This is a genomic window from Bradyrhizobium sp. CB82 (assembly GCF_029714405.1).
Taxonomy (GTDB): domain Bacteria; phylum Pseudomonadota; class Alphaproteobacteria; order Rhizobiales; family Xanthobacteraceae; genus Bradyrhizobium.
Map to the genome: position 1 here is coordinate 3353516 of NZ_CP121650.1, position 23909 is coordinate 3377424.

Consider the following 23909-nt stretch of genomic DNA (forward strand, 5'->3'; position numbering starts at 1 on the left):
GCGTGCCCACGTAATGACGGCTGTCGGTCTGATTTGGGACTGATCCTTGCCGAATGTGGTTAACGGGTCGTAAACATCTGACCCCGTCGCCGAAAATCGAACAATTTCAATGCGCTGGCGGTCACAAAAGCCGAGTTTGAAACCTCGTGAGCAGCCGCCATCGGCCCGACGCGGACAAACCGGCGGTTTCATTTCACGGATTGTTAGAGGCTTGGACGCACCGTCCGCCCGTCGTTTGATCAATCTCGGTCAAACAGGACGCGTAGCTACCAGAAAGGTAACAGTATGTCCGGTATCGTTCTCTCTGCGTCGGTTCGCCAGAACCTGCTTTCTCTCCAGTCCACCGCCGACCTCCTCGCCACCACCCAGTCCCGTCTGTCGACCGGCAAGAAGGTGAACACGGCGCTCGACAATCCGACCAACTTCTTCACCGCCCAGTCGCTCGACAACCGCGCCAGCGACATCAACAATTTGCTCGATGGCATTGCCAACGGTGTGCAGGTGCTCCAGGCCGCCAACACCGGCATCACTTCGCTGTCGAAGCTGCTGGACTCCGCGAAGTCGATCGCCAACCAGGCGCTCCAGACCACGGTCGGTTATTCGACCAAGTCGAACGTCTCGACCACGATTGCGGGCGCGACGGCCTCCGACCTGCGCGGCACAACGACCTACTCCAGCACGAGCGCACTGACCAACGTGCTGTTCTCGGGCGCTGCGGGCGGTGCAACGGCCGCGACCGGCAGCACCACGCTGGGGGGCACCGTGAGCACCTTTACCGCCGTCACTGCCGTCAACGACACGTCGGCTGCTGCAATCACGACCGCCACCAAGCTGTTTGACGCGGCCACCGGCTTGACCACTGGTGCCAACACCAAGTTCACCGACGGTACCAGCTTCACCGTCAACGGTCATACGATCACGATCTCGGCGACCGCGGTTCCCGCGGCTGCATCCGCGCCAGCTGGCTATGGCGTCACCGGCAACATCGCCACGGACGGCAATGGCAACTCGATCGTCTACACGGGCACGAGCGCGACCTCTTCGACCGCAACCGTCGGTGACCTCCTGAATGCGATCGACGTCGCCAGCGGCGCCCAGAATGCGGTCGTCGCCTCGGGTTCGGCTACCCTGAGCACGCCGACCGGCAACACTGCGGCGGCGATCACCGCCGGCAAGATCACCTTCACGACCTCGACCGGCGGCGATCTCAACATCACCGGCAAGGCCGACATCCTGAAGGCCCTGGGTCTGACCACCGCAACCGGCTCGGGCAATGCCACGGTCTCGGCGGCTCGCACCACCAGCTCGGGCTCGCTCGGCACGCTGATCTCCGATGGGTCCACGCTGAACGTCAACGGCAAGACCGTTACGTTCAAGAACGCGGTGGTGCCTGCCGCCGCCAACGTTCCGACCGGCTCCAGCATTGCCGGCACGGGCAGCAACGTCGTGACTGACGGCAACGGCAATTCGACGGTGTATCTGCAGGCGGCGACGGTTGCCGACGTGCTGACCGCGGTCGATCTCGCCACCGGCGTGCAGTCGGTCAAGTCCGTCGCCTCAGGCACTGCGACCCTGCAGACCGCTTCCGGTGCGACGAACTCCTCGATCGTCGCCGGCGCACTGCACATCTCGACCGGTGCGAACTCGGATCTGTCGATCACCGGTACGGGCAATGCGCTGGCCTCGCTCGGCCTGACCGGTTCGACCGGCACCGGCACCGCCTTCACGGCGAGCCGCAGCGCGGCGTCCGGCGGCGTCTCGGGCAAGACCTTGACCTTCTCCTCCTTCAACGGCGGTACGGCGGTCAACGTCACCTTCGGCGACGGCACCGGCGGCACGGTCAAGACGCTCGATCAGCTCAACACGCAGCTTCAGGCCAATAACCTGACCGCCACGATCGACGCGAACGGCCTGCTCACGATCTCGGCGACCAACGACTACGCGTCCTCGACGATCGGATCTGCCACCGCTGGCGGTACGATTGGCGGCACGATCACCACTGCACTGAGCTGGTCGAACGCGACTGCGCCGGTTGCTGACTCTGTTGCCCAGGCCACTCGTACCAACCTGGTGTCGCAGTACAACAACATCATGACGCAGATCGACACGACCTCGCTGGACGCTTCGTTCAACGGCGTCAACCTGCTCAACGGCGACCAGCTCAAGCTGGTGTTCGACGAGACCGGCAAGTCCAACCTGAGCATCACCGGCGTGACCTTCAACTCGAAGGGTCTGGGTCTGGCCGGGCTGGTGCAGGGCACCGACTTCATCGACAACGCCGCGACCAACAAGGTGCTGACCAAGCTGAACACGGCCTCGAGCACGTTGCGCTCGGAAGCCTCGACGCTCGGTTCGAACCTCTCCGTGGTGCAGGTGCGTCAGGACTTCAACAAGAACCTGATCAACGTGCTGCAGACCGGTTCGTCCAACCTGACGCTGGCCGACACCAACGAGGAAGCGGCCAACAGCCAGGCGCTCTCGACCCGCCAGTCGATCGCCGTCTCGGCGCTGTCGCTCGCCAACCAGTCGCAGCAGAGCGTGCTTCAGCTGCTCCGCTAATAGTGGCAGACATCGCAATCAAGTCATGGCGGCGGGGCTTGGCCCCGCCGCTTTGTTTTTGCGCAGCCGATCGAGAGGTGGTCTGGCGGCTCTGAAAAAGTAACTGTTGGTTATGGTTAACGGGGAGCAAACGCCGAAAAAACGTGAAGAGTTTCAAATCGATCGTCACCGATCTCGACGCGCTCGCGCAGCCTTATGGTGAACCGGCGCTTACGGCTCGCGAGCAGGTTTCACCCTTTGTTAGCCATGTCCCCTCAGGCTGTGCCCGTCACTCGATCCGAAGCGATCGAACGAAGACGCGTAAACCAGAAGGGTAAGAGTCATGTCCGGTATTGTTCTCTCTGCGTCGGTTCGCCAGAACCTGCTTTCTCTCCAGTCCACCGCCGACCTCCTCGCCACCACCCAGTCCCGTCTGTCGACCGGCAAGAAGGTGAACACGGCGCTCGACAATCCGACCAACTTCTTCACCGCCCAGTCGCTCGACAACCGCGCCAGCGACATCAACAATTTGCTCGATGGCATTGCCAACGGTGTGCAGGTGCTCCAGGCCGCCAACACCGGCATCACTTCGCTGTCGAAGCTGCTGGACTCCGCGAAGTCGATCGCCAACCAGGCGCTCCAGACCACGGTCGGTTATTCGACCAAGTCGAACGTCTCGACCACGATTGCGGGCGCGACGGCCTCCGACCTGCGCGGCACCACGACCTACTCCAGCACGAGCGCACTGACCAACGTGCTGTTCTCGGGCGCTGCGGGCGGTGCAACGGCCGCAACCGGCAGCACCACGCTGGGGGGCACCGTGAGCACCTTTACCGCCGTCACTGCCGTCAACGACACGTCGGCTGCTGCAATCACGACCGCCACCAAGCTGTTTGACGCGGCCACCGGCTTGACCACTGGTGCCAACACCAAGTTCACCGACGGTACCAGCTTCACCGTCAACGGTCATACGATCACGATCTCGGCGACCGCGGTTCCCGCGGCTGCATCCGCGCCGGCTGGCTATGGCGTCACCGGCAACATCGCCACGGACGGCAATGGCAACTCGATCGTCTACACGGGCACGAGCGCGACCTCTTCGACCGCAACCGTCGGTGACCTCCTGAATGCGATCGACGTCGCCAGCGGCGCCCAGAATGCGGTCGTCGCCTCGGGTTCGGCTACCCTGAGCACGCCGACCGGCAACACTGCGGCGGCGATCACCGCCGGCAAGATCACCTTCACGACCTCGACCGGCGGCGATCTCAACATCACCGGCAAGGCCGACATCCTGAAGGCCCTGGGTCTGACCACCGCAACCGGCTCGGGCAATGCCACGGTCTCGGCGGCTCGCACCACCAGCTCGGGCTCGCTCGGCACGCTGATCTCCGATGGGTCCACGCTGAACGTCAACGGCAAGACCGTTACGTTCAAGAACGCGGTGGTGCCTGCCGCCGCCAACGTTCCGACCGGCTCCAGCATTGCCGGCACGGGCAGCAACGTCGTGACTGACGGCAACGGCAATTCGACGGTGTATCTGCAGGCGGCGACGGTTGCCGACGTGCTGACCGCGGTCGATCTCGCCACCGGCGTGCAGTCGGTCAAGTCCGTCGCCTCAGGCACTGCGACCCTGCAGACCGCTTCCGGTGCGACGAACTCCTCGATCGTCGCCGGCGCACTGCACATCTCGACCGGTGCGAACTCGGATCTGTCGATCACCGGCTCGGGCAATGCGCTGGCCTCGCTCGGCCTGACCGGTTCGACCGGCACCGGCACCGCCTTCACGGCGAGCCGCAGCGCGGCGTCCGGCAGCATCTCGGGCAAGACCTTGACCTTCTCCTCCTTCAACGGCGGTACGGCGGTCAACGTCACCTTCGGCGACGGCACCAATGGCACCGTCAAGACCCTGGACCAGCTCAATACCAAGCTTCAGGCCAACAACCTTGCTGCGACCATCGACGCCAACGGCCTGCTCACGATCTCGGCGACCAACGACTACGCGTCCTCGACGATCGGTTCGGCCGTCGCCGGTGGTGGAATCGGCGGCACGATCACGACGGCCCTGACCTGGACAAATGCGACGACGCCGACTGTTGACGCGGTTGCCCAGGCGACCCGCTCCAACCTGGTGTCGCAGTACAACAACATCATGTCGCAGATTGACACCACTTCGGTCGACTCGTCCTTCAATGGTGTCAACCTGCTCAACGGCGACCAGCTCAAGCTGGTGTTCGACGAGACTGCGAAGTCGAGCCTGAGCATCACCGGCGTGACCTTCAACTCGAAGGGGCTGGGTCTGGCCGGGCTGGTGCAGGGCACCGATTTCATCGACAACGCGGCCACCAACAAGGTCTTGGTCAACCTCAACGCGGCCTCTAGCACGCTGCGTTCGGAAGCCTCGACCCTCGGTTCGAACCTCTCCGTCGTGCAGGTACGTCAGGACTTCAACAAGAACCTGATCAACGTGCTCCAGACCGGCTCGTCCAACCTGACGCTGGCCGACACCAACGAGGAAGCGGCCAACAGCCAGGCGCTGTCGACCCGCCAGTCGATCGCGGTGTCCGCGCTGTCGCTGGCCAACCAGTCGCAGCAGAGCGTGCTCCAGCTGCTTCGCTAATAAGCGGCTGAAATCACGAAACTAAAACCGGCGGCGGGGCTTCGGTCCCGCCGCTTTTTGCTGCCGTTAGTTAGGGCCGCGAAGATTCCGTGTTTCCGGGCCGGGAAGGGCGCTAACCCGGCATTAACCCTATCCCTTAAGTCGGCGTTAACCATACTTTAAAGGACAGCCCCTAAAACTGGACCAAAGCCCGCTTTCCAGATCGGCGAGCCCGATTCGTATCCGGTTCAAAAGGAAGACCCGCCAATGTCCAACATCGTTCTCTCGGCGTCCGTTCGCCAGAACCTGTTGTCGCTGCAATCGACGGCCGACCTGCTGGCCACGACGCAGCAGCGCCTGGCGACCGGCAAGAAGGTCAACACGGCGCTGGACAACCCGACCAACTTCTTCACGGCGCAGGGGCTGGACAACCGGGCAAGCGACATCAGCAACCTGCTCGACGGCATCAACAACGGCGTGCAGGTGCTGCAAGCCGCGAATACCGGCATCACCTCGCTGCAAAAGCTGATCGACAGCGCGAAGTCGATCGCCAACCAGGCGCTGCAGACGACCGTTGGATACTCGACCAAGTCGAACATCTCGACCACGATTCCCGGCGCGAGCCCCGCGGACCTGCGCGGCACCACGAGCTATACGAACGCAACCGCGAGCGGCAACGTCGTCACGAACGGCACGGCCGGCGGTACGAACCCCATCACCACGGCGACCACGCTGGGCGGTATCTCGCAGTCGCTGGTCGGCGCGGCGGCTCCGGACGGTGCGGGTAATGCGGCCAGCCTGGCCCCGGGCCTCACCCTGCTCGGTCCGTCCAGCGCGAGCACGATTGCGGCGAACGGTGCGCCATCGGACGGCGACGTACTCATCGTCGACGGCAAGACCATCACGTTCCGGGCCGGCAATGTTCCGGCGGCCGCCAACGTTCCCGCCGGCTCCGGCTTCAGCGGCAACATCGTCACCGACGGCAACGGCAACTCGACCGTTTACATGGGGACGAGCGGCGCCCCGACCGGCACGGTTCAAGACGTGCTGAATGCGATCGACCTGGCAAGCGGCGTTCAGAAGGCCGCGATCACGGGCGGCACCGCAACGCTGTCGAACTCTTCGGGCTCCAACGCCTCCATCGCCGCCGGTGTCCTCACGCTCACCACCGGCACGGGCGCCGACCTCAGCGTCACCGGCAAGGCCGACTTCCTGAAGGCGCTCGGCCTGACCACGGCGACCGGCTCCGGAAACGTCACCGTCACCAAGCCGCGCCAGACGACGGCAGCCACGCTGGGCACGCTGGTTCAGGACGGCTCCACGCTCAACGTCGACGGCAAAACCATCGCATTCAAGAACGCGGCGGCACCTGCCGCCGCTCCGTCAGGCTCCACCAAAATCGGCAACCTTGTGACGGACAACACCACCGGCAACACGGTGGTCTATCTCCAGGGTGGCAACATTCAAGACACGCTGAATGCGATCGACCTCGCCACCGGTGCCGGCACCATCAGCGCCGGCAACGTGGTGGCGGCAAGCGGTTCGTCGCTCTCGTCGATTGTCAACGGGACACTCAAGCTCAGCACCGGCACCTCGGCGGACCTGTCGATCACCGGCACCGGGAATGCCTTGTCGGCGTTCGGTCTGACCGGTGCGACCGGCACGGGCACCGCCTTCACCGCGAGCCGCGCTCCGGGAACGGGCAGCATCTCTGGCAAGACCCTGACCTTCACCTCCTTCAACGGCGGCAAGCCTGTGAACGTCACCTTCGGCGACGGCACCAACGGCACTGTCAAGACGCTCGATCAGCTCAACTCCCAGCTCCAGGCCAACCATCTGACGGCGACGATCGACGCCAACGGCGTGCTCACGATCACGACCGTCAACGAATACGCCTCCTCGACGCTCGGCTCCGTGACCGCCGGCGGCGTGGTCGGCGGTACGATCACCGGCGTGGTCTCCTTCACGACCGCGCAGCCGCCGATCCAAGATCCGGTCGCGCAGACTGCGCGCTCGAACCTGGTCAACCAGTTCAACAACATCCTGGCGCAGATCGACACCACCTCGCAGGACTCGTCCTTCAACGGCGTCAATCTGCTCAACGGCGATACGTTGAAGCTCATCTTCAACGAAACGGGCAGCTCCACGCTCAGCATCAACGGCGTCGTCTTCAACGCGGCGGGCCTCGGCCTCAGCAACCTCGTCAACGGCGTCGACTTCATCGACAACGGCGCCACCAACAAAGTGCTCACGAGCCTCAACGCGGCCTCGAGCACGCTGCGGTCGGAGGGCTCCGCGCTCGGTTCGAACCTGTCGATCGTGCAGGTGCGCCAGGACTTCTCGAAGAACCTGATCAACGTGCTGCAGACCGGCTCGTCCAACCTCACTCTGGCCGACACCAACGAGGAAGCGGCCAACAGCCAGGCGCTGTCGACCCGCCAGTCGATCGCGGTCTCCGCGCTGTCGCTGGCCAACCAATCGCAGCAGAGCGTGCTGCAGCTCCTCCGCTAAGCGTGACGCCGGCGATCGAAGCGAATGGAATTACGGCGAGGCCAATGCCTCGCCGTTTTTTTTGAACGAGATCGCTAACACTCGATTAGAAATCAGCGCATAACGGACGCGGTTGTTTACAGTGCACGCAACCCGAACTTAGCCTTGACGTGAGCGAAGAATCTTCGGCCCGTAATTGTCCGGAGTCATTCCGCGCTCTCACGTAAGCAAATCTTAAGCGGTGCTGCCTAGGGTTGGGAAAGAAATCCTTAAGCCCGTTCAACGGGCTAGGTAAAACCTCCAAGGTGTGATTGATGTCGAATTCTGCTGCTTCGGCCTACGCGCGTGTCGCTACGACCACTGCATCTCCTCGCGACATCGAGGCGCAGACGCTGCTGAAGGCCGCGAACAAGCTGCAGGACGCGATCAATAGCGCCGATCCGCTCAGCGAGCAGACCACGCAGGCGCTGATGTTCAATCGCAAGCTCTGGACGATCTTCCTGAGCGAAGCGATGCGAGACAACAATCCGCAGCCGCTCGACGTCCGCCAGAAGATCGCCAATATCAGCGTGTTCGTTCTGAGTCAGACTGCAGCGCTCCAGATGAGCCCGCAGTTCGATCACTTCCGTCCGCTGATCGAGATCAACCGCAACATCGCTGCCGGGCTTTCGGGGCGGCCGTAGGAGGTTCGTCGTGGCCGACCTCATGAGCATCCTGTCGACGTCGTACAAAGCGGCCGGCGTATCCACTCCCAGCAAGACCAAATACGTCGCCGTTGATCCGACGCTCTACAAGGGCACCTGGACGGGCAAATATCCCGACGGCAAGACGTTCTCGCTTGCCATCTCGAATGTCGACGGCTTTCGCGCGCAGGTCAGGTATCAGAGCGGCAGCACGACGCAGTATCAGCAGGTGCTGATCAAGGACAGCTCATTTCGCTTCGGCAATACGAAGTTCACGCTGACAAATATCGGCAAGGCGCAGATCAAGAATGTCGTGACCGATCCTGCGACCGGCTCGACCTATCTCGATACGGCTCAGGCCACGCTGGACGCCTAGGCGCTGCGGTCGGTCGAGACCGGACGCGACGGCTCGGACCTGCTCAAATCCAGCGCATGGAAATAGGCGCGACGGCGCAGCATCGCTTCGTCGGGAAATTGCGTCACCACCGCGTCCGTCTTTTCATTGACGACCTGGAAGACGAACGAAGCCGCGGCCTGGTTGAACACGACCTGGCGCGAGACGTTCTCATTGTCCTGCAAATCGTTGCGCGCGGCCGCGCTCGCGTCGCTTGCGGCGACCGTCTGGCTGACCGGTAAATCGGTCTGCACGGCATCGTTCGCCGCCGTGTTCGACGTCGTTACTGACAATATGGGAGCCGGTATCCCCACCGGCCTGATGCTGAAATCTGTACTCACGGCAGCCTCCTGGCCTTGCCCCCGAGTCAAATCCCAACCCGTCTAATCGCGCAACTATGGGCGCCAGGTTTAAAGCTCCAGTTAGGAAACGTACCTAGCCGCGCACCAAGATCGGCGTGCGGTTTTGAGGAAAATTGTCGCTATTTATTGCCGCGATCAGAGCGAGCGGCTGACCGAGAGCGGCGTGATGTGGCGCGGACCCGGTGCCGCGCGCCGGCCGGCGGCAGTGTAGGTGTTCGGCACATTGCGCTTCTGAATCTCGGCGTTGACGCCGCGGATCACGCTTTCGGACACCGCGTGTGCGGTTGCGAGCACGGTGAGGTTGACCTGAAGCATGGCGCGGAACGCATCGTGATGACGGTGCAGCGTCGAGAGCAGCTCGGGCGCGGATTTCGCAAGCTGGGTCTGGTTCGCCTTGAGCTGGCTGACAGCGCCGACGTAGCGGCGGGACAATTCCTGCTTCTTCGAATCAAATGCAAGCGCTTCGCGCAAGCGGCCGGCACGCACCAGTTCGGTCTCCCGCTCGATCAGCCCGAGCAGCGCGTTCATCGCATCCATCAGGTCCTCGGCGAGCTTGCGGGCCTCGGCGCTGCCCGGCGCGCTCGCGCTACCGGGGGCGGCGGCAGCGCGAGGGGCGGGCACCGGCTGACGTGACGAGTTGAAGTGGTTCATGTCGTTTGGACCTTATGCCGTGCGGACGGTTTTCGCCTGCTGCAGGATGAGGGTGCGGTAGACTTCGCTGGCCACGCCGACACCGCCGGCGTTGGCGAAATTCTTCGAGTACTGCTCGGTCAGCATCGAGCGCCACACGCCGGTGCCGACCGTGTCGCCGAACGGACCTTCGCCCTTCAGGCCCGACGTCATCTGCGAGAACATCGCGTTGAGGAACATGCCCTCGAAGTCGGTCGCGGTCTTCTGGGCCTTGGCCTGCTGCTGCGGCGAGACTTTTTGCAGGGCGGCGGCGAGCTCGAAGTCGGGCCTGCCGTTACGGCTCTGCACCGAGAAGGCTGAGGAGGCGATGGGGGCCGAATTGATCGTGCTGGTCTGCATCACATCACCTCGATGTCGGCTTCGATCGCGCCGGCGGCCTTGATCGCCTGGAGGATGCTGATGAGGTCGCGCGGGCCGATGCCGAGGCCGTTGAGGCCGTCGACGAGCTGCTGGAGCGAGACGCCGTCCTTGACGACCGCGAACTTCTTGCCGTCCTCGGTGACGCTGACGCCGGTGCGTGGGGTGACCACGGTGCGGCCGCGCGACAGCGGATTGGGCTGGCTGACTTGCGGGCTCTCGGAAATCGTGACGGTGAGATTGCCCTGCGCGACTGCGACGGTGGCGACGCGGACGTCGCGGCCCATCACGATGATGCCGCTTCGTTCGTCGATGATGATTTTGGCGGCAAGATCGGGATCGACCTGGAGCTGTTCGATCTCGGTGAGGAAGGCGACGACGTTGCCCTTGAACTCGGGCGGGATCGAGAGTTGCACGGTGGAGGGATCGAGCGGCTCGGCGCTCTTGACGCCGAGATAGTCGTTGATGGCGGCGGCGATGCGCTTTGCCGTGGTGAAGTCGGCGTTGCGGAGCGCCAGCCGCACGTTCGGCAGGCGGTTCAGTGCGAACTCGATCTCGCGCTCGATGATGGCGCCGTTGGCGATGCGCCCAACCGTCGGCACGCCGCGGACGATTTTGGCGGCTTCGCCCTCGGCCTGGAAGCCGGAGATCGCCAGCGAGCCCTGGGCGACCGCATAGACGTTGCCGTCGGCACCCAACAGGGGGGTGACGAGCAGGGTGCCGCCCTGCAGATTCTTGGCATCGCCGAGCGCGGACACCGTGACGTCCATGCGCGTGCCTTGCGTCGCGAAGGCAGGCAGATTGCCGGTGACCATGACGGCGGCGACGTTGCCGGTGCGGATGGTGGCGCCGCGGATGTTGACGCCCATGCGCTCGAGCATCGCCTGCAGCGACTGCTTGGTGAAGGGGATGTTGTTGAGCGTGTCGCCGGTGCCGTTGAGGCCGACGACGAGGCCGTAGCCGATGAGCTGGTTCTGCCGGACGCCTTCGATATTGGCGAGGTCCTTGATGCGCGAGGTTGCGCTTGCAGGCGCGGCCGCGAGCGCCAGCGCTGACAGCGCGGCACTTGCCACCCCCAATAACCTTGCCCAACGCACGCCTGGCATCCTCTGCTCCCCGAGGCTCCTTCAGATCTCGGACCGGTTCGACACTCCCATGACGAGCTGGTCCGAACCTCTCTATGCGAGCGCTGTGCCAGCGTGGTGCGGTCAAGCTAGGTGGCTGAATAGGTTGATTAAATTGCGCTTTGTCGGCGCCAGCCGGTGTTCGTCTTAGGAAACGAAACTGCCGCCTGTCGGCAGATTTTGCCGGGCTGTTTACGCCTCGTTAACCATAATGCAGCGAAGCTGCCGCCATCGATCACGCGGATTCCTTCGATGCGCATCTACGGACCGAACGGCACCACGCTTGGAGCGCCCGCCAGCCAGACCAGGCGAACGAGCTCCGGCACCTTCGTGCTGCCTGACACCTCCTCGACACAGGACACCAAGTCCGCATCCGCGCCGAAGGCCGCCGCCAACATCGATGCCCTGCTCGCGCTGCAGGGCATCGAGGAGGATCCGGTCGAGCGGCGCAAGCGCTCGGTCGCCCGTGGCAAGTCCGCGCTCGATGTGCTCGATGATCTCAAGATGGGACTGTTGTCGGGCAATCTCGATGCCTCGACGGTGATGCGCCTGCGCGATGCGGCAGCGAACCTCAAATCGTCCTCCGGCGATCCAGGTCTTGATGCCGTGCTCTCCGAGATCGAGCTCCGCGTCGAGGTTGAACTGGCAAAGGCCGGACAGGGCTGAGCCGCGGGCTCGTTGCCGACCGCGTTCACGTACTACCTCTCAGCGGTCGTCGCCCGGCTTGACCGGGCGACCAGTGCGCTGCGGCCCCTGTTATGAATTACGCTGTTTGGAATACTGGGCGCATTCAACCGGTCAAGCCAGGCATGACAGCGGAGTTTGATGCGCACAGATCGCCTGCGCTCTCACGCTGCTTCCTGCTTCTGCTGCGCGTCGTAGCGGCGCTGAGCGGCGAGGACGTCCTTCAGGTTCTGCTCAGCCCAGTCGCGCAAGGGATCGACCGCGGCTGCGAGCGTCAGCCCGAGCTGCGTGATCGAATACTCGACCGTCACCGGAACGGTTGCCATGGCGCGGCGCTTGATCAGTCCGTCGCGTTCGAGCGATTTGAGAACCTGACTCAGCATCTTCTGCGAAATGCCTTCAATCGTCCGGCGCAACCGATTGAAACGCATCGCCTCCTCGCGCAGCAGCAACAGGATCAGCACAGCCCATTTGTCGCCAACACGATCCAGGATCTGGCGCGTCGGGCAATTGGCTGCGTAGACATCGGGCTTCATGTCTTCGTTCCTCGCGATCCGTTCCGGTTACTCTTGCGTAAGCAGGTAAGGCAAAAGTGCTCTCTTAACACCAGCATCCTTTGCGATATCTAGTTACCACTAGTTACCACAGAAGCAAAGGAGCCTTCCATGAAAATCGCAGTCACCGGGGCCTCGGGCCGGGCCGGTTCGGAGATCACCAAGGAACTGTCCCGCCGCGGGCATATCGTCACCGCGATTGCCCGGAACCCAGAGAGGATCGCCAGCCTGCCAAATGTTACCCCGACCAAGGGCGATGTGCTCGACCAGGCTCGGCTCATTGAGCTGTGGGCCGGGCATGACGTCGCGATCAGTTCCGTACACTTCATGGCCAGTGACCCGCACAAGCTGATTGGCGCTGCCAAGGCCTCCAAGGTCGGCCGCTACATCGTGGTTGGCGGTGCGGGCAGCCTCGAGGTTGCCCCCGGCGTGAAACTGGTCACAACCCCCGGTTTTCCCGCGCAATACAAGGCAGAAGCGGAGAAAGGTTCCGCATTCCTGGACCTGTTGCGGCAGGAAAAGGAGCTGAACTGGACCTTCATCTCGCCTTCAGCACTGTTCGTGGAGGGTGAGCGGACCGGCAAGTTCCGGCTTGGGACTGATCAGCTTCTCGCAGATGCGAGCGGGAAGAGCTGGATCACCTTCGCCGATTACGCCATTGCGCTCGCCGATGAGATCGAGCGGCCTTCGCATCTGCGGAAGCGCTTCACGGTCGGCTATTGAGTGGATAACCGCCCCCAGGCACTTGCCGATAAACCTGCCGGTGCAAGGACTTGGAGGCGGTAACGCCAAGATCAGGGAAATATTGTCTGTCACAGGAGGCCGCTATATAAGCCCCGCTCAACGGACCCTGTCCGTCGCGAGTCGTTGCTTAAAAAGAATAGGCCGCCCTTGGAAAAGTTGAAAAATTACCGACCGACCGAAAAAGAGCCTTTCATGAACGACCGGCAGAAGGAGTACTTCCGTTTGAAGCTCCTCGCCTGGAAGGATGAGATCCTCAAAGAGTCCAAGCTCACCCTGCAAGCCCTGCAGGAGGAGAACGTGAACCACCCCGATCTCGCCGATCGGGCTTCGTCCGAAACCGACCGCGCCATCGAACTGCGCGCCCGCGACCGCCAGCGCAAGCTGATCGCCAAGATCGACGCCGCGCTCCAGCGCATCGAGGACAACACCTACGGCTATTGCGAAGAGACCGGCGAGCCGATCTCGTTGAAGCGGCTGGAAGCCCGCCCGATCGCAACGCTGTCGGTGGAAGCGCAGGAGCGCCACGAGAAGCGCGAAAAGGTCTATCGCGACGAATAGGCCGGAAAGCCAAAGGCGTCCGCCGCTTGAATGCCGCGGATCCCGCGCGTAGACTCGCGCGGCCATGATGTTTTGCTCTCTCAATATCGCATCGGTCTTCTTCCTGGGCTGAGCGGCAACGCCTCCGCCGCGGAGGTACCGCATCTGCAATCCTGATTGCGCGATCCCCGATCGATTATGCCGGCCAGTTCCGCATTTCGCGGACGAGACAGGCTGGCGCCCCAATGAGAGACAATCATGACTGACCATGAATGCCGGCGCGCGCTCGAGCCCGCGCGAATCGCCCACTTCATCCGTGACGGTTTTGTCCGGATCGACAACGCATTCTCCCGCGACCTTGCCGACGCGGCCCGTGCCATCATGTGGCGCGACCTGCCGTGCAGGGAGCATGACCCTGCGACATGGACCCGACCGGTGATCAGGCTGCCGGGCTATAGTGATGCGCCGTTCCGCGACGCCATCAACACGGCCGTGCTTCATGCGGCGTTCGACCAGATCGTGGGACCGGGGCGATGGCGTCCGCGCCGTGACATCGGCACCTTGCCGGTCCGCTTCCCGCACCCGGACGATCCGGGTGATGCCGGCTGGCATGTCGACGTCAGCTTCCCCGACGAGGACTGCGACCCGAACGAGACGAGCGATTTCTCGGCCTGGCGCGTCAACATCACCTCGCGGGGGCGGGCGCTGCTGCTCCTGTTCCTGTTCTCCGATGTCGGCGAAAACGATGCACCGACCCGGATCCGGGTCGGCTCGCACCTTCAGATGGCGCGCTATCTCGAGCCAGCTGGCGAGGCGGGCCGGGCGCGCATGGAGCTGGATGGAATGGGGGCGGACTGCCCGATCGCGCTTGCGACCGGCCCGGCCGGTACGGTCTACATCTGCCATCCCTTCCTGGTTCATGCCGCGCAGAAACACCGGGGAACGTGGCCGCGCTTCCTGGTGCAACCGTGCCTGCACCTCGCCGAACCCTACCGGCTGGAGCGAGCGGACGGCGACTATTCGCCGGTGGAGATCGCGATCCGCATCGCACTAGAACGTGCGTGACGAAGGCAATGTGGTTCGCTCATGCTGTCGTGGCCCGCGTTCGCGCGCCACGACCACGTCCAGCGGTGATCCAGTTCACCGCGAACGGGAAAAATGAATCACGATCAAGGGGCTAGACTCAACTCCTTCATGCTCACGTGAGCTCGCATGAGAAAGAGCCTTCACTTCAGGTGAGGATGTATTTGCGAGTCGGAGCAATAGGATCGACTCAATGTCTAAAGATGCGACCAGCGGCACGAAGCATTGCCGTCATCACGCATCCTGCGGGAGTGCGGGGCACGCACCGCCATAAAGCCTGGACCGGCTCAACAACTCCTTAAAGGCCGGCAGTAGGGTCTGGTGGATCAAATTTGCCGGCCCGCGAGCGCAGATTTTGCGACATCCGACCCAAGACGAGGGCTGGCGCGAGGCAGTTGCGGGCTGCGACGACGTCCTGCATGTCGCTCGCCGCTCTCGACCGCCGTCCCGAATGACGAGAACGAGATGATCGGCGACAGCACCCTGCGGGTTGCTGCAGCGGGAGAGGGAACCGGCAGCGCGCCGGGTTCCACGATTTCAGGCGCCGGACCGCTGCTGGGCTGGCAGGCGTGGTCCCAATTAATTAAGAGGCAATCCTGGGCTTCGGCGAGCGCCCGACCCGGCTCGGCCTGGTCGAGGCATGACATGCACGCACCCGGCGGCGCTTGTCAGCCGGAGGCCGGGATGCTGAAGTGCGCGGTAGAGTTGCGTAGCGTTGGAGGCGGCGCCGATGGTGGACAGAATTCTCACAGCCGCAAAGGCGATCGCGCTGGCGCGCCGCAATCATGCCCCGCTCGCGCCGCTCGAGGTTCCCCCGCGCGATGAGGCCGAGGGGTACAAGATCCAGCGTGCGCTGCATGATCTGCTGCTGCCGCATGCAGGCCCGCTCGTCGGCTACAAGATCGGCTGCACCAGCCAGGTCATGCAGGACTACATGAAGATCGACCATCCCTGCGCCGGCGGCGTGTTCGAGAAGGTCGTGCATGACAGCGGCGCAAAACTGGCTGCCTCCGACTATGTCCGCGTCGGCGTCGAATGCGAGATCGGCGTGCGGCTGAAGCGCGATCTTGCGCCCGGCGAGGCGCCGTTCACCGCCGAATGGGTGGGAGAGGCGGTGGATGCCTACGCTCCCGCCATCGAAATCGTCGATGACCGCTATGTGAAGTGGGAGACGATGGGCGCGCCGACGCTGATCGCGGATGATTTCTTCGCCGCCGGCTGCGTGCTTGGCGAGGCTGTCCCGCGTTCGTCGCTGCCCGACCTCAAGGCGGTCGCCGGCCGCGCCCTTATCAACGGCGAAGAGGCTGGCAACGGCACCGGCGCCGACGTGCTCGGCCATCCCCACAACGCGCTTGCCTGGCTCGCCAACCACCTTGCCGCCGAAGGCAAGGGCCTGCATGCCGGCCAACTCGTGCTCACCGGCAGCCTCGTGAAAACGCTGTGGCTGAAGGCTGGAGACAAGGTGAGGATGGAACTGGACGGGCTGGGTGTGGTGGAGGCGAAGTTTACGTGAGGACATAACCTCATTCTCCTCCGTCATTGCAATGACGGAGTGTATCTGCGCGGTATTCCAACGGCGGAACCGCACTCGCGGTCCGCGGTTGTGCCGTCTTGCTAAAATTCTTGCGGCCTCCGGCAGGGGAGCTACCGGAGGCCGCGTAGAACATCGCGTCGTGCCTAGGTTCACAACGAGATGTGGGAGCTCTCAAAGAAACTCTCAGAAAGGCAGCAGCACGTCCATCACTTGCTGGCCGTAGCGCGGCTGTTGCACGTCGGTGATCTGGCCGCGGCCGCCATAGGCGATGCGGGCCTGGGCGATCTTGCTGGAGTCGATGGTGTTGTCGCTCTGGATGTCCTCGGGCCGAACGATGCCGGCGACAACCAGCTCGCGGATCTCGTAATTGACGCGGATCTCCTGCTTGCCTTCAACGACCAAGTTGCCGTTGGGCAGCACCTGCGTGACCACGGCGGCGACGTTGGTCTGCAAGGCTTCCTGGCGCTGGACCGAGCCCTTGCCGTCGGCGGAGGACGTTGAATCGGTGGTGAGGATACGGCCGGGCAGGACTTTTAGCGGCTGCGTCACCGTCTTGCTACCGATGAAATCGGTGATCCCCGAATCCTCCTTACTGGTACGGCTGCGCTGGGTTTCGTTGGCGATGTTGGCCTTGTCCGTGAAGTTGACCGTCACCGTCAGGAGGTCGCCGACCTGATGAGCGCGCTGGTCCTTGAAGAAGGCGCGGCTGCCGTTGCGCCACAGCGAGTTCGGATTGTAGGAGGCGACTTCCGGCTTCGGCATCGGCATCTGCACCGGCCTGTAGCCGGGCTGCGTCGTCGGATTGTCGATCGCGGACAGTTTCGGCTGTTCGCCGATCTGCGACAGGCGGTCGATCGAGGAGCACCCGCTCGCAAAGACGAAGGTTGCGAGCAGCGTGCCGGAGAGGGCGATACGACGAAGACGGGCCGCGGAACTGAACTTGGACATGACTTACTCTGACTTGGCTTGTGCTTGCGCGATCTGGGTTGGCGAAACGGGGGCCTGGATCAGGCTTTGGGCGAGGGCGGCCGCTGCGGGCGTCTCCTCGCGCCTGGACGAGGTCTGTTCGACTGCGGGGGCGGCCGGCGCGGATTGGCTGGCGCCCTGGATCGTGACCTGGCCGCGGCCGGTGACGACGCCCTGGAGCGTGCGCTTGGATTGCACGTTGAGGACGGAGACGGTGTCGCCTTCGGAGCCGCTATCGACCGCCTTGCCCCGGGTCGTGAGATAGAGGCCCGGCACCTGGTAGATGATGGTGACGTTCTGGTCGCGCTGGACGAGGTCGGGCTTTGCGATGTCGGCGACGCGGATCGGGGTCCCCGCCCGCATCGGATGACGGAGCTGCATGCCGACCGCGCGCTCGCGCGAGGCCGCTTCGCCCGGAACGTCCGCCTTCGGGCGTCGCTCCAGCGCGACGTCGGACGATTTCAGCAACTCGGTGCGGTCGATGTCGCGGGTCAGCACGGCGACCTCCACGCTCTCGATCGCGGTGCCGGTGAGGCGCAGCCTGGCCGGCGCGAGGCTGTTCTCATTGTTGATCTCGAAGCTCAGGTCGAAGCGGCCGCTGCGCGCGTCGTAGCGCGTGGCGATCGCCTGGAGCGCGCCGGTGTTGGAGGCGTCCAGCCGCACGTCGGAGACGCCGCGGTCGAAAGTGACGGTGATGTTGGCGGCGTCTCCAAGGCCGAAGCGGCGCTCGAGCGCGGAGGCGACTGCGAGCTCGAGATCCTTGTTGGTAATGGTGCGCGCGAGCCGCGTGACCGTGACCTCCTTGAGGTCGCCGGTCATCACGCCGATCACCTGCTTGGCGCGCAGTACGCTCAGTACCTGCGCGACGGGCAGCGCGCCGGTGGTGCCGAGATCGGGCGAGCGATAGACCGGGATCTGCGCGGCGGAGCCCGCATTGTCGATGAGGTCGCCGACCCGCACCACGTCGGAGGTGACGGTGATGCTGGCGCGCAGCATCGGCGGGGCGATGCCGTCTTCGGCGGCATATGCTGGCACGGACAGCGCGAGCAGGGCGGCGAGGGCAGTGATGGTCTTGCGCATCATCGTCATTCCCTAGCGGAACAGGGCCGTCGTGGATTGCATCATCTGGTCGGCGGCGCTGATCACCTTGGCGTTCATCTCGTAGGCGCGCTGCGCGGCGATCAGGTCGCTCATTTCCGAGACCACGTCGACATTGGCCTGTTCGAGGCTGCCCTGCGTGATCGTGCCATAGCCTTGGGAGCTCGCAGTGCCGTCCTGCGGCGCGCCGGAGGAGGGTGTCTCAGTGAACTGGTTGCTGCCGACCGGCTGGAGGCCCGCCTTGTTGATGAAGCGCGTCAGCGAGAGTTGGCCGATGACGCTCGAAGTCGACGAGCCCGGCAGCGTCACCGAGACCTGGCCCTGCACGTTGACGGTAAGGCCCGAGGCGTTGTTCGGGATCGTGATGGTCGGCTGCACCGGGTTGCCCTGCGCGGTGACGATGCGACCCTGGTTGTCCATCTGGAAGGTGCCGTCGCGGGTGTACTGGAAGGTCCCGTCAGGCATCAGGATCTTGAAGAAACCTTCGCCCGAGACTGCCAGATCGAGATCGTTGCCGGTCTGCGACAGCGTACCCTGCGTCATGCTGCGCGGTGTGCCGACCGTCTTGACGCCGCCGCCGATGTCGACGCCGATCGGCAGGATGGTGCCCTGGTCGGACGACTGCGCGCCGACGCGGCGGATGTGCTCGTAGATCAAATCCTGGAACGCCGCGGTCTGTTTCTTGAAGCCGGTGGTGCGCAGGTTCGCGATGTTGTTGGAAATGACCTGCACGTTGAGTTCCTGTGCCGCCATTCCGGTCGCAGCGGTGTGAAGCGCTTGCATGTCAATCGTCTCCTGATGGCGTTACGCTGGAACGTCGGCGAGCTTCTCGATCGCCGATTTGTGCATGTCGCTCTGCTGCTGCAGCAGGTTGGCGACCTGGGTGTACATCCGCATCACCTCGACCATGCGGCTCATCTCACCGACCGCGTTCACGTTCGACTTCTCGATGTAGCCCTGGCGCACGGTTGACTTGGCGTCGGCCTGCTGGTTCGCGGAACCCTGGGCGTAGAGATTGGCCCCCTGCTTGGCGAGCTTCTGCGGATCGTCGAAGGCGACCATGCGGATCTTGCCGCGGATGGAGTCCGTACGGGCGGTGCCCTCGAGCACTGTCACCGTGCCGTCGGGCGCGACGTTGATGTCGTGGTCGGTCGGCTGGAAGGTGATCGGGCCGGCATTGCCGAGCACGAGGTTGCCGTCCGAGGTGACGAGCTGGCCCTGGTTGTTGAGCGAAAACTTGCCGTCGCGGGTGTAGCGCTCGCCGTCGGCCGTCTGCACCGCGAAATAGGAATTGCCGTCGACCGCGAGGTCGAGCGGGTTCTTGGTCTCCTCCATCGGGCCCTGGCCGACGTCGCGGAAGGTGCCGCGGTCCTGCACATAGGAGATCCGGCGATCGGAGCCGACGAAATTGTCCTCATGCGCGCCGGAGTTGAGGAATTCCTCAAAAAGCGTGCGATCGGCCTTGAAGCCGTTGGTGTTGGCATTGGCGACGTTGTTGGCGATGACATCCATCTGCCGCTCCAACGTCATCTGCCGCGATAAACCGACCAGAAGCGCGTTCTGCATCGGATGGTTCTCCCCTGTGGAGGTCCTGCTTCGCCGCTCTCCCAAGCGTCTTGGCCGACCCGTCGATGAGACCTTCGGGCTCTCCCAATCCGTCCGGTCTCGGCCTTTCCTCAGCGAAACCCGTGCCAACGCAGAAAATGACGTATTTGCAGTCGCTTAGGTGTTCGGCGGGGGTGAGCGAGGAGCGGCAGAAAGGTTCTGTTGACCATGTTTGCCCGGCAGATTTTTCCTAGCGCGGGGGCAATCGAAAGGTTCTGTTAACCATCATTACCGTAGCGTTTGCAGCTATGAGGAGCGCGTTGCGCGCTGGGGCATTTTGTATCGCGTCATTGGCCGACCAGGGGGCTTCGCTCTCTCAGACCCTTTATAGTGAGCGAGCGCGGCGACCATGGCAGAGAATGAAGCGGAAGGCGGCGCAGCCACCGAAGGCGCCGAAGCGGCCCCGCCGAAGAACAAGCTCAAGCTCATCATCATCGCTGTCGCCGTGCTCGCCGTTCTCGGCGGCGGTGCGGCGACCTGGTTCTTCTTCTTCCGTCACGGCGATGACGAGCACCATGCCGAGGCAGCGCCGCCGCCGAAGCCACCGGCCTTCGTCGACGTGCCCGACATGATGGTCAACCTCGCCGGCGCGCCCGGCGAGCGCGTGCAATATCTGCGGCTGAAGATCGTGCTCGAGTTGAAGGAAGAGAAGCAGATCGAGGCGATCAAGCCGACGATGCCGCGAGTCACCGACATCTTCCAGACCTATGTACGGGAACTGCGCCCCTCCGACCTCAACGGCTCGGCCGGCATCTTCCGCCTCAAGGAAGAGCTGACCAAGCGCGTCAACGCGGCGGTCGCGCCGATCCAGGTCAGCGCGGTGCTGTTCAAGGAAGTCATGGTGCAGTGAGGGTGATGGGCTAGCGCCATGGCGGGCAACGATCCAGTCGACCAAGATGCCATAGCCGCCCAATGGGAGGCCTCGCTCGATTCTGAGGATCCCGCGGAGGCCGCGAAGGCTGCTGCCGAGAATGAATTGTCGGAGACCATGGCCCTGCAATGGGCGGCCATGGTCGAAGACGGCAGCCGCGATCTCGGCAATGGCAAGAACTCGGGCGAGCGCGTGCTGTCGCAGGAGGAGATCGACAATCTCCTCGGCTTCACCGTCGGCGACGTCACCCTCGACGACCATTCCGGCATTCGCGCGATCATCGATTCGGCGATGGTCTCCTACGAGCGTCTGCCGATGCTCGAAATCGTCTTCGACCGCCTGGTGCGGTTGCTGACGACCTCCTTGCGCAACTTCACCTCCGACAACGTCGAAGTCTCGCTCGACCGCATCACCTCGGTGCGTTTCGGCGACTACATGAACTCGATCCCACTGCCGGCCGTGCTCTCGGTGTTCAAGGCCGAGGAGTGGGAAAACTTCGGCATGGCGACGGTCGACTCCAACCTGATCTACTCGATGATCGACGTGCTGCTCGGCGGCCGCCGCGGTACGAGCCAGCTGCGCATCGAGGGCCGGCCCTACACCACGATCGAGACCGAGCTGGTCAAGCGGCTGGTCGAGGTGGTGCTGGCTGACGCCGAGCAGGCGTTCCGGCCACTGTCGCCGGTGACCTTCACGATCGACCGGCTCGAGACCAATCCGCGCTTTGCCGCGATCAGCCGTCCGGCCAACGCCGCGATCCTGGTGCGCCTACGCATCGACATGGAAGACCGCGGCGGCAATATCGAATTGCTGCTGCCCTATGCGACCATCGAACCGATCCGCGGCGTGCTGCTGCAGATGTTCATGGGCGAGAAGTTCGGCCGCGACCCGATCTGGGAAGGCCACTTCGCCACCGAGATCGTGCAGGCCGAGATCGCGGTCGACGCGGTGCTTTACGAGGCCGACATCCCGCTCAAGCAACTGATGCGGCTCAAGGTCGGCGACACGCTGCCGCTGGACATGCGCGCGGATACCAACGTGACCGTCCGCTGCGGCAGCGTCACGCTGACGGAAGGGCGGATGGGACGCGTCGGCGACCGCGTCGCGATCCGCGTGACGAAACCCCTGCGCAAGCCAGGCACGACACTTGCGATGTTCGAGAAGGTCGACGAGCAGAACAAGATGATGGAGGCACCATGAACCACTCCTTAGGCATGGCGATCGAGACCCTGGTCGCAATCCTCCTGATGCTGACGATCGGCTACTGCATTCTGCTCAACAAGCGGCTGACCCGCTTGAAGGCGGACGAGCATTCGTTGAAAGCCGTCATCGCCGAGCTGATCACAGCGACCGAGATCGCCGAGCGCGCGATCGGCGGGCTGAAGCTCGCTGTCCGCGATGTCAACGAAAATCTCGGCAGCCAGCTCGCCGCGGCAACGCAGATGTCCGACCAGCTCTATCGTCAGCTCGGGGAGGCCGACAACGTAGTGCGGCGCCTGTCCAAGATCGCCATCGCCGCGCGCCCCGCGACGAATCCGGAAGCTGCCGCAGCCCCGGTCGCCAAGCCCTCGGCGGCGAAGGCGGTGGCGGCGGCCGCCGAAGCGTTCTCCGAGCGCAGAAGGTCCAACGGACTTGCCGCATAAAGTCGCTGCATGAAATCCTTTCGTAACATCCGCGTCATTCCTGTCGTACTGATCGCAGTCGCCACCCTCGCCACGCTGAAGGTCGCCGGCCTCGTGATCAATGGCGGCTATGTATTCGACTACCAGCCGAACCCGACCAAGAAATCCTGGGCGCAGGAGAACCTCAACTTCCCGACCGGCCGCGAAGACCCCGACATCACCGGCTCGACGCACGGGGCGCCGAAGGAGGCTTCCAAGGAAGACGCGCCGAAGCCGGCCGCGCCCGAGACCAAGCCCGAAGGCCAGGTGATCAAGCCGGAAGAACCCCGCGAGCAGACTTCGCCCGCCGAGCGCGCGATTTTGGAGCGCTTGCAGAACCGTCGCCAGGAGCTGGAAGCGCGCCAGCGCGAAATCGACATTCGCGAGAGCCTGTTGAAGGCGGCCGAGAAGCGCATCGAGTCCAAGGTCGAGGAGATGAAGGCGGTGGAGTCCCGTATTTCAACCACCGCGGCCGAGCAGAAGGCGGCGGAAGCTCAGCGCCTCAAGGGGCTCGTGACCATGTATGAGGGCATGAAGCCCAAGGACGCCGCGCGGGTGTTCGACCGCCTGGAGATGGGCGTGCTGATCGAGATCGCGACGCAGATCGCGCCGCGCAAGATGTCCGATATCATGGGGTTGATGCAGCCCGAGGCCGCCGAGCGGCTGACCGTCGAGATGGCGCGCCGGGCCGGCAGTGGCGGGGACCGCTCCGCCGATGCCGACCTCCCCAAGATCGAGGGCCGCCCGACCCAAAAGCCCAATTGAAAACCAGCCAAAGACACCCGCGGCACTGAGCCTCGGGGCATGCGGTATCCCGCTATGCTGACGTCACGATTTGTGCAGTGCGGCGTCTGACTGCAATGATGAATTAAGCCGCCGATAATATCTGCCGATCATGCTTCTCGCCATGAGAGTTGCGATGGCTACATTTGTTGCTCTCCTCGCCCTTCATTTCGTGGATGAGCAGCTTTTCGGCGCCCGGTACACCCGAGGCGCAACGGCAATGTTGTCTCAGATCATGAGGACGTTCGGCTAGGTGCGGAGGCGGCCTGCACCGCCTCTAATTCGCGAGCCGACGGTGCCCTCTGCGATCGGCGACATTGCCCGCGGACGAGTCGTGCCATTTTCCGACGGGAATTGGCATGCCGCATTTTTGCTTGACCAGCGCCGCCTTGGTGAAACGTGTCACAAGATGCAGAGTGCTGTGGCAACAGGAGCACTCATAAACCTTCAGAACATATCCCCTGGCGATTGGAACGAGAGCAACGAGTGCTCGTGCCCTGCTACACAGAATGCAATTGGCTTCCCCGTGCATCGATCGAGCCCCCACTGACCAAT

The 23909-nt window shown here is 63.7% G+C and carries 23 protein-coding genes; 14 read left to right on the plus strand and 9 right to left on the minus strand.

Annotation, left to right across the window (positions count from 1 at the left end; all coding sequences use genetic code 11):
* Nucleotides 1–285 precede the first annotated feature (285 nt).
* From QA640_RS16000 to QA640_RS16020, 5 genes are all read left to right on the plus strand, one after another.
* Nucleotides 286–2559 carry a DUF1522 domain-containing protein gene (locus tag QA640_RS16000; RefSeq protein WP_283041564.1) on the plus strand — a complete coding sequence of 758 codons (2274 nt, stop codon included), beginning with the start codon at nucleotides 286–288 and terminating at the stop codon, nucleotides 2557–2559.
* 322 nt (nucleotides 2560–2881) lie between these two features.
* Nucleotides 2882–5155, plus strand: a complete 2274-nt coding sequence (locus QA640_RS16005) for a DUF1522 domain-containing protein (protein ID WP_283041565.1) — start codon at nucleotides 2882–2884, stop codon at nucleotides 5153–5155.
* A 246-nt stretch (nucleotides 5156–5401) separates the two neighbouring features.
* Nucleotides 5402–7645 (plus strand): DUF1522 domain-containing protein, encoded by a 2244-nt coding sequence (locus tag QA640_RS16010; protein ID WP_283041566.1) that lies wholly within the window; start codon nucleotides 5402–5404, stop codon nucleotides 7643–7645.
* Between the two features lie 293 nt (nucleotides 7646–7938).
* On the plus strand, nucleotides 7939–8307 hold the full coding sequence (flaF, locus tag QA640_RS16015; protein ID WP_283041567.1) for a flagellar biosynthesis regulator FlaF: 369 nt from the start codon (nucleotides 7939–7941) through the stop codon (nucleotides 8305–8307).
* A gap of 10 nt (nucleotides 8308–8317) precedes the next feature.
* Nucleotides 8318–8683, plus strand: a complete 366-nt coding sequence (locus QA640_RS16020; protein WP_283041568.1) for a hypothetical protein — start codon at nucleotides 8318–8320, stop codon at nucleotides 8681–8683.
* On the opposite strand, the gene QA640_RS16025 is transcribed toward QA640_RS16020, so the two are convergent.
* From QA640_RS16025 to QA640_RS16040, 4 genes are all read right to left on the minus strand, one after another.
* A complete protein-coding gene (locus QA640_RS16025; protein WP_283041569.1) occupies nucleotides 8680–9042 on the minus strand; it encodes a hypothetical protein in 363 nt (120 codons plus the stop codon). The two genes, QA640_RS16020 and QA640_RS16025, sit on opposite strands and share 4 nt — an antisense overlap.
* Nucleotides 9043–9198: 156 nt before the next feature.
* Entirely contained in the window at nucleotides 9199–9714 is a 516-nt protein-coding gene (locus tag QA640_RS16030) for a hypothetical protein (RefSeq protein WP_283041570.1), read from the minus strand.
* 12 nt (nucleotides 9715–9726) lie between these two features.
* Nucleotides 9727–10092, minus strand: coding sequence for a flagellar assembly peptidoglycan hydrolase FlgJ (flgJ, locus tag QA640_RS16035; protein WP_283041571.1), 366 nt, complete (start codon nucleotides 10090–10092; stop codon nucleotides 9727–9729).
* Nucleotides 10092–11216, minus strand: a complete 1125-nt coding sequence (locus tag QA640_RS16040; RefSeq protein ID WP_283041572.1) for a flagellar basal body P-ring protein FlgI — start codon at nucleotides 11214–11216, stop codon at nucleotides 10092–10094. Before QA640_RS16040 ends, flgJ begins: the two co-directional genes overlap by 1 nt.
* A 270-nt stretch (nucleotides 11217–11486) precedes the next feature.
* On the opposite strand from QA640_RS16040, the gene QA640_RS16045 reads away from it, so the two are divergent.
* Nucleotides 11487–11900 (plus strand): flagellar assembly protein FliX, encoded by a 414-nt coding sequence (locus QA640_RS16045; protein ID WP_283041573.1) that lies wholly within the window; start codon nucleotides 11487–11489, stop codon nucleotides 11898–11900.
* Between the two features lie 182 nt (nucleotides 11901–12082).
* Here the strand turns inward: QA640_RS16045 and QA640_RS16050 are convergent, their stop codons facing one another.
* Nucleotides 12083–12454 carry a helix-turn-helix domain-containing protein gene (locus QA640_RS16050; RefSeq protein WP_283041574.1) on the minus strand — a complete coding sequence of 124 codons (372 nt, stop codon included), beginning with the start codon at nucleotides 12452–12454 and terminating at the stop codon, nucleotides 12083–12085.
* A 129-nt stretch (nucleotides 12455–12583) separates the two neighbouring features.
* Between QA640_RS16050 and QA640_RS16055 the strand changes: the two genes are divergently transcribed.
* The 4 genes from QA640_RS16055 to QA640_RS16070 all read left to right on the plus strand — a co-directional run bounded on the left by QA640_RS16055 (nucleotide 12584) and on the right by QA640_RS16070 (nucleotide 16349).
* The gene (locus QA640_RS16055) at nucleotides 12584–13195 is read left to right on the plus strand and encodes an NAD(P)-dependent oxidoreductase (RefSeq protein WP_283041575.1); all 612 of its coding nucleotides are present in this window, start codon (nucleotides 12584–12586) and stop codon (nucleotides 13193–13195) included.
* 213 nt (nucleotides 13196–13408) lie between these two features.
* Nucleotides 13409–13774 (plus strand): RNA polymerase-binding protein DksA, encoded by a 366-nt coding sequence (gene dksA / locus QA640_RS16060; protein ID WP_085966600.1) that lies wholly within the window; start codon nucleotides 13409–13411, stop codon nucleotides 13772–13774.
* A 237-nt stretch (nucleotides 13775–14011) separates the two neighbouring features.
* Nucleotides 14012–14818, plus strand: a complete 807-nt coding sequence (locus tag QA640_RS16065; protein WP_283041576.1) for a phytanoyl-CoA dioxygenase family protein — start codon at nucleotides 14012–14014, stop codon at nucleotides 14816–14818.
* A 751-nt stretch (nucleotides 14819–15569) separates the two neighbouring features.
* Complete coding sequence (locus QA640_RS16070; RefSeq protein ID WP_283042807.1) at nucleotides 15570–16349, plus strand: fumarylacetoacetate hydrolase family protein; 780 nt, start codon at nucleotides 15570–15572, stop codon at nucleotides 16347–16349.
* A gap of 204 nt (nucleotides 16350–16553) precedes the next feature.
* Here QA640_RS16070 and flgH read toward each other — a convergent pair whose 3' ends face one another.
* The 4 genes from flgH to flgF are packed head-to-tail and all read right to left on the minus strand — an operon-like array spanning nucleotide 16554 to nucleotide 20000.
* Nucleotides 16554–17318 (minus strand): flagellar basal body L-ring protein FlgH, encoded by a 765-nt coding sequence (flgH, locus tag QA640_RS16075; protein WP_283041577.1) that lies wholly within the window; start codon nucleotides 17316–17318, stop codon nucleotides 16554–16556.
* 3 nt (nucleotides 17319–17321) lie between these two features.
* A complete protein-coding gene (gene flgA, locus QA640_RS16080) occupies nucleotides 17322–18419 on the minus strand; it encodes a flagellar basal body P-ring formation chaperone FlgA (RefSeq protein ID WP_283041578.1) in 1098 nt (365 codons plus the stop codon).
* Between the two features lie 9 nt (nucleotides 18420–18428).
* Nucleotides 18429–19217 carry a flagellar basal-body rod protein FlgG gene (gene flgG / locus QA640_RS16085; protein ID WP_283041579.1) on the minus strand — a complete coding sequence of 263 codons (789 nt, stop codon included), beginning with the start codon at nucleotides 19215–19217 and terminating at the stop codon, nucleotides 18429–18431.
* A 21-nt stretch (nucleotides 19218–19238) separates the two neighbouring features.
* Nucleotides 19239–20000 carry a flagellar basal-body rod protein FlgF gene (gene flgF / locus QA640_RS16090; protein WP_283041580.1) on the minus strand — a complete coding sequence of 254 codons (762 nt, stop codon included), beginning with the start codon at nucleotides 19998–20000 and terminating at the stop codon, nucleotides 19239–19241.
* 388 nt (nucleotides 20001–20388) lie between these two features.
* On the opposite strand from flgF, the gene fliL reads away from it, so the two are divergent.
* From fliL to QA640_RS16110, 4 genes are read left to right on the plus strand one after another with little or no spacing between them, the layout of a single operon-like run.
* Nucleotides 20389–20889 (plus strand): flagellar basal body-associated protein FliL, encoded by a 501-nt coding sequence (gene fliL, locus QA640_RS16095; RefSeq protein WP_283041581.1) that lies wholly within the window; start codon nucleotides 20389–20391, stop codon nucleotides 20887–20889.
* Nucleotides 20890–20907: 18 nt separating this feature from the next.
* Nucleotides 20908–22110, plus strand: coding sequence for a flagellar motor switch protein FliM (gene fliM, locus QA640_RS16100; protein WP_283041582.1), 1203 nt, complete (start codon nucleotides 20908–20910; stop codon nucleotides 22108–22110).
* Entirely contained in the window at nucleotides 22107–22553 is a 447-nt protein-coding gene (locus QA640_RS16105) for a DUF6468 domain-containing protein (RefSeq protein WP_283041583.1), read from the plus strand. The genes fliM and QA640_RS16105 overlap by 4 nt, the downstream gene beginning before the upstream one ends.
* A gap of 9 nt (nucleotides 22554–22562) precedes the next feature.
* Nucleotides 22563–23336, plus strand: coding sequence for a flagellar protein FlbB (locus QA640_RS16110; protein WP_283041584.1), 774 nt, complete (start codon nucleotides 22563–22565; stop codon nucleotides 23334–23336).
* Nucleotides 23337–23909: the final 573 nt, after the last annotated feature.

Excerpts from the sequence above, each read along its gene's own strand:
- flgF (WP_283041580.1), bottom strand. The coding sequence starts at position 20,000 with ATGCAGAACGCGCTTCTGGTCGGTTTATCGCGGCAGATGACGTTGGAG.
- QA640_RS16050 (WP_283041574.1), bottom strand. The coding sequence starts at position 12,454 with ATGAAGCCCGATGTCTACGCAGCCAATTGCCCGACGCGCCAGATCCTG.
- QA640_RS16105 (WP_283041583.1), top strand. The coding sequence starts at position 22,107 with ATGAACCACTCCTTAGGCATGGCGATCGAGACCCTGGTCGCAATCCTC.
- flgG (WP_283041579.1), bottom strand. The coding sequence starts at position 19,217 with ATGCAAGCGCTTCACACCGCTGCGACCGGAATGGCGGCACAGGAACTC.
- flgA (WP_283041578.1), bottom strand. The coding sequence starts at position 18,419 with ATGATGCGCAAGACCATCACTGCCCTCGCCGCCCTGCTCGCGCTGTCC.
- fliM (WP_283041582.1), top strand. The coding sequence starts at position 20,908 with ATGGCGGGCAACGATCCAGTCGACCAAGATGCCATAGCCGCCCAATGG.
- dksA (WP_085966600.1), top strand. The coding sequence starts at position 13,409 with ATGAACGACCGGCAGAAGGAGTACTTCCGTTTGAAGCTCCTCGCCTGG.
- QA640_RS16005 (WP_283041565.1), top strand. The coding sequence starts at position 2,882 with ATGTCCGGTATTGTTCTCTCTGCGTCGGTTCGCCAGAACCTGCTTTCT.
- QA640_RS16040 (WP_283041572.1), bottom strand. The coding sequence starts at position 11,216 with ATGCCAGGCGTGCGTTGGGCAAGGTTATTGGGGGTGGCAAGTGCCGCG.
- QA640_RS16065 (WP_283041576.1), top strand. The coding sequence starts at position 14,012 with ATGACTGACCATGAATGCCGGCGCGCGCTCGAGCCCGCGCGAATCGCC.
- QA640_RS16045 (WP_283041573.1), top strand. The coding sequence starts at position 11,487 with ATGCGCATCTACGGACCGAACGGCACCACGCTTGGAGCGCCCGCCAGC.
- flaF (WP_283041567.1), top strand. The coding sequence starts at position 7,939 with ATGTCGAATTCTGCTGCTTCGGCCTACGCGCGTGTCGCTACGACCACT.
- fliL (WP_283041581.1), top strand. The coding sequence starts at position 20,389 with ATGGCAGAGAATGAAGCGGAAGGCGGCGCAGCCACCGAAGGCGCCGAA.
- flgJ (WP_283041571.1), bottom strand. The coding sequence starts at position 10,092 with ATGCAGACCAGCACGATCAATTCGGCCCCCATCGCCTCCTCAGCCTTC.
- QA640_RS16000 (WP_283041564.1), top strand. The coding sequence starts at position 286 with ATGTCCGGTATCGTTCTCTCTGCGTCGGTTCGCCAGAACCTGCTTTCT.
- QA640_RS16030 (WP_283041570.1), bottom strand. The coding sequence starts at position 9,714 with ATGAACCACTTCAACTCGTCACGTCAGCCGGTGCCCGCCCCTCGCGCT.
- QA640_RS16110 (WP_283041584.1), top strand. The coding sequence starts at position 22,563 with ATGAAATCCTTTCGTAACATCCGCGTCATTCCTGTCGTACTGATCGCA.
- flgH (WP_283041577.1), bottom strand. The coding sequence starts at position 17,318 with ATGTCCAAGTTCAGTTCCGCGGCCCGTCTTCGTCGTATCGCCCTCTCC.
- QA640_RS16010 (WP_283041566.1), top strand. The coding sequence starts at position 5,402 with ATGTCCAACATCGTTCTCTCGGCGTCCGTTCGCCAGAACCTGTTGTCG.
- QA640_RS16055 (WP_283041575.1), top strand. The coding sequence starts at position 12,584 with ATGAAAATCGCAGTCACCGGGGCCTCGGGCCGGGCCGGTTCGGAGATC.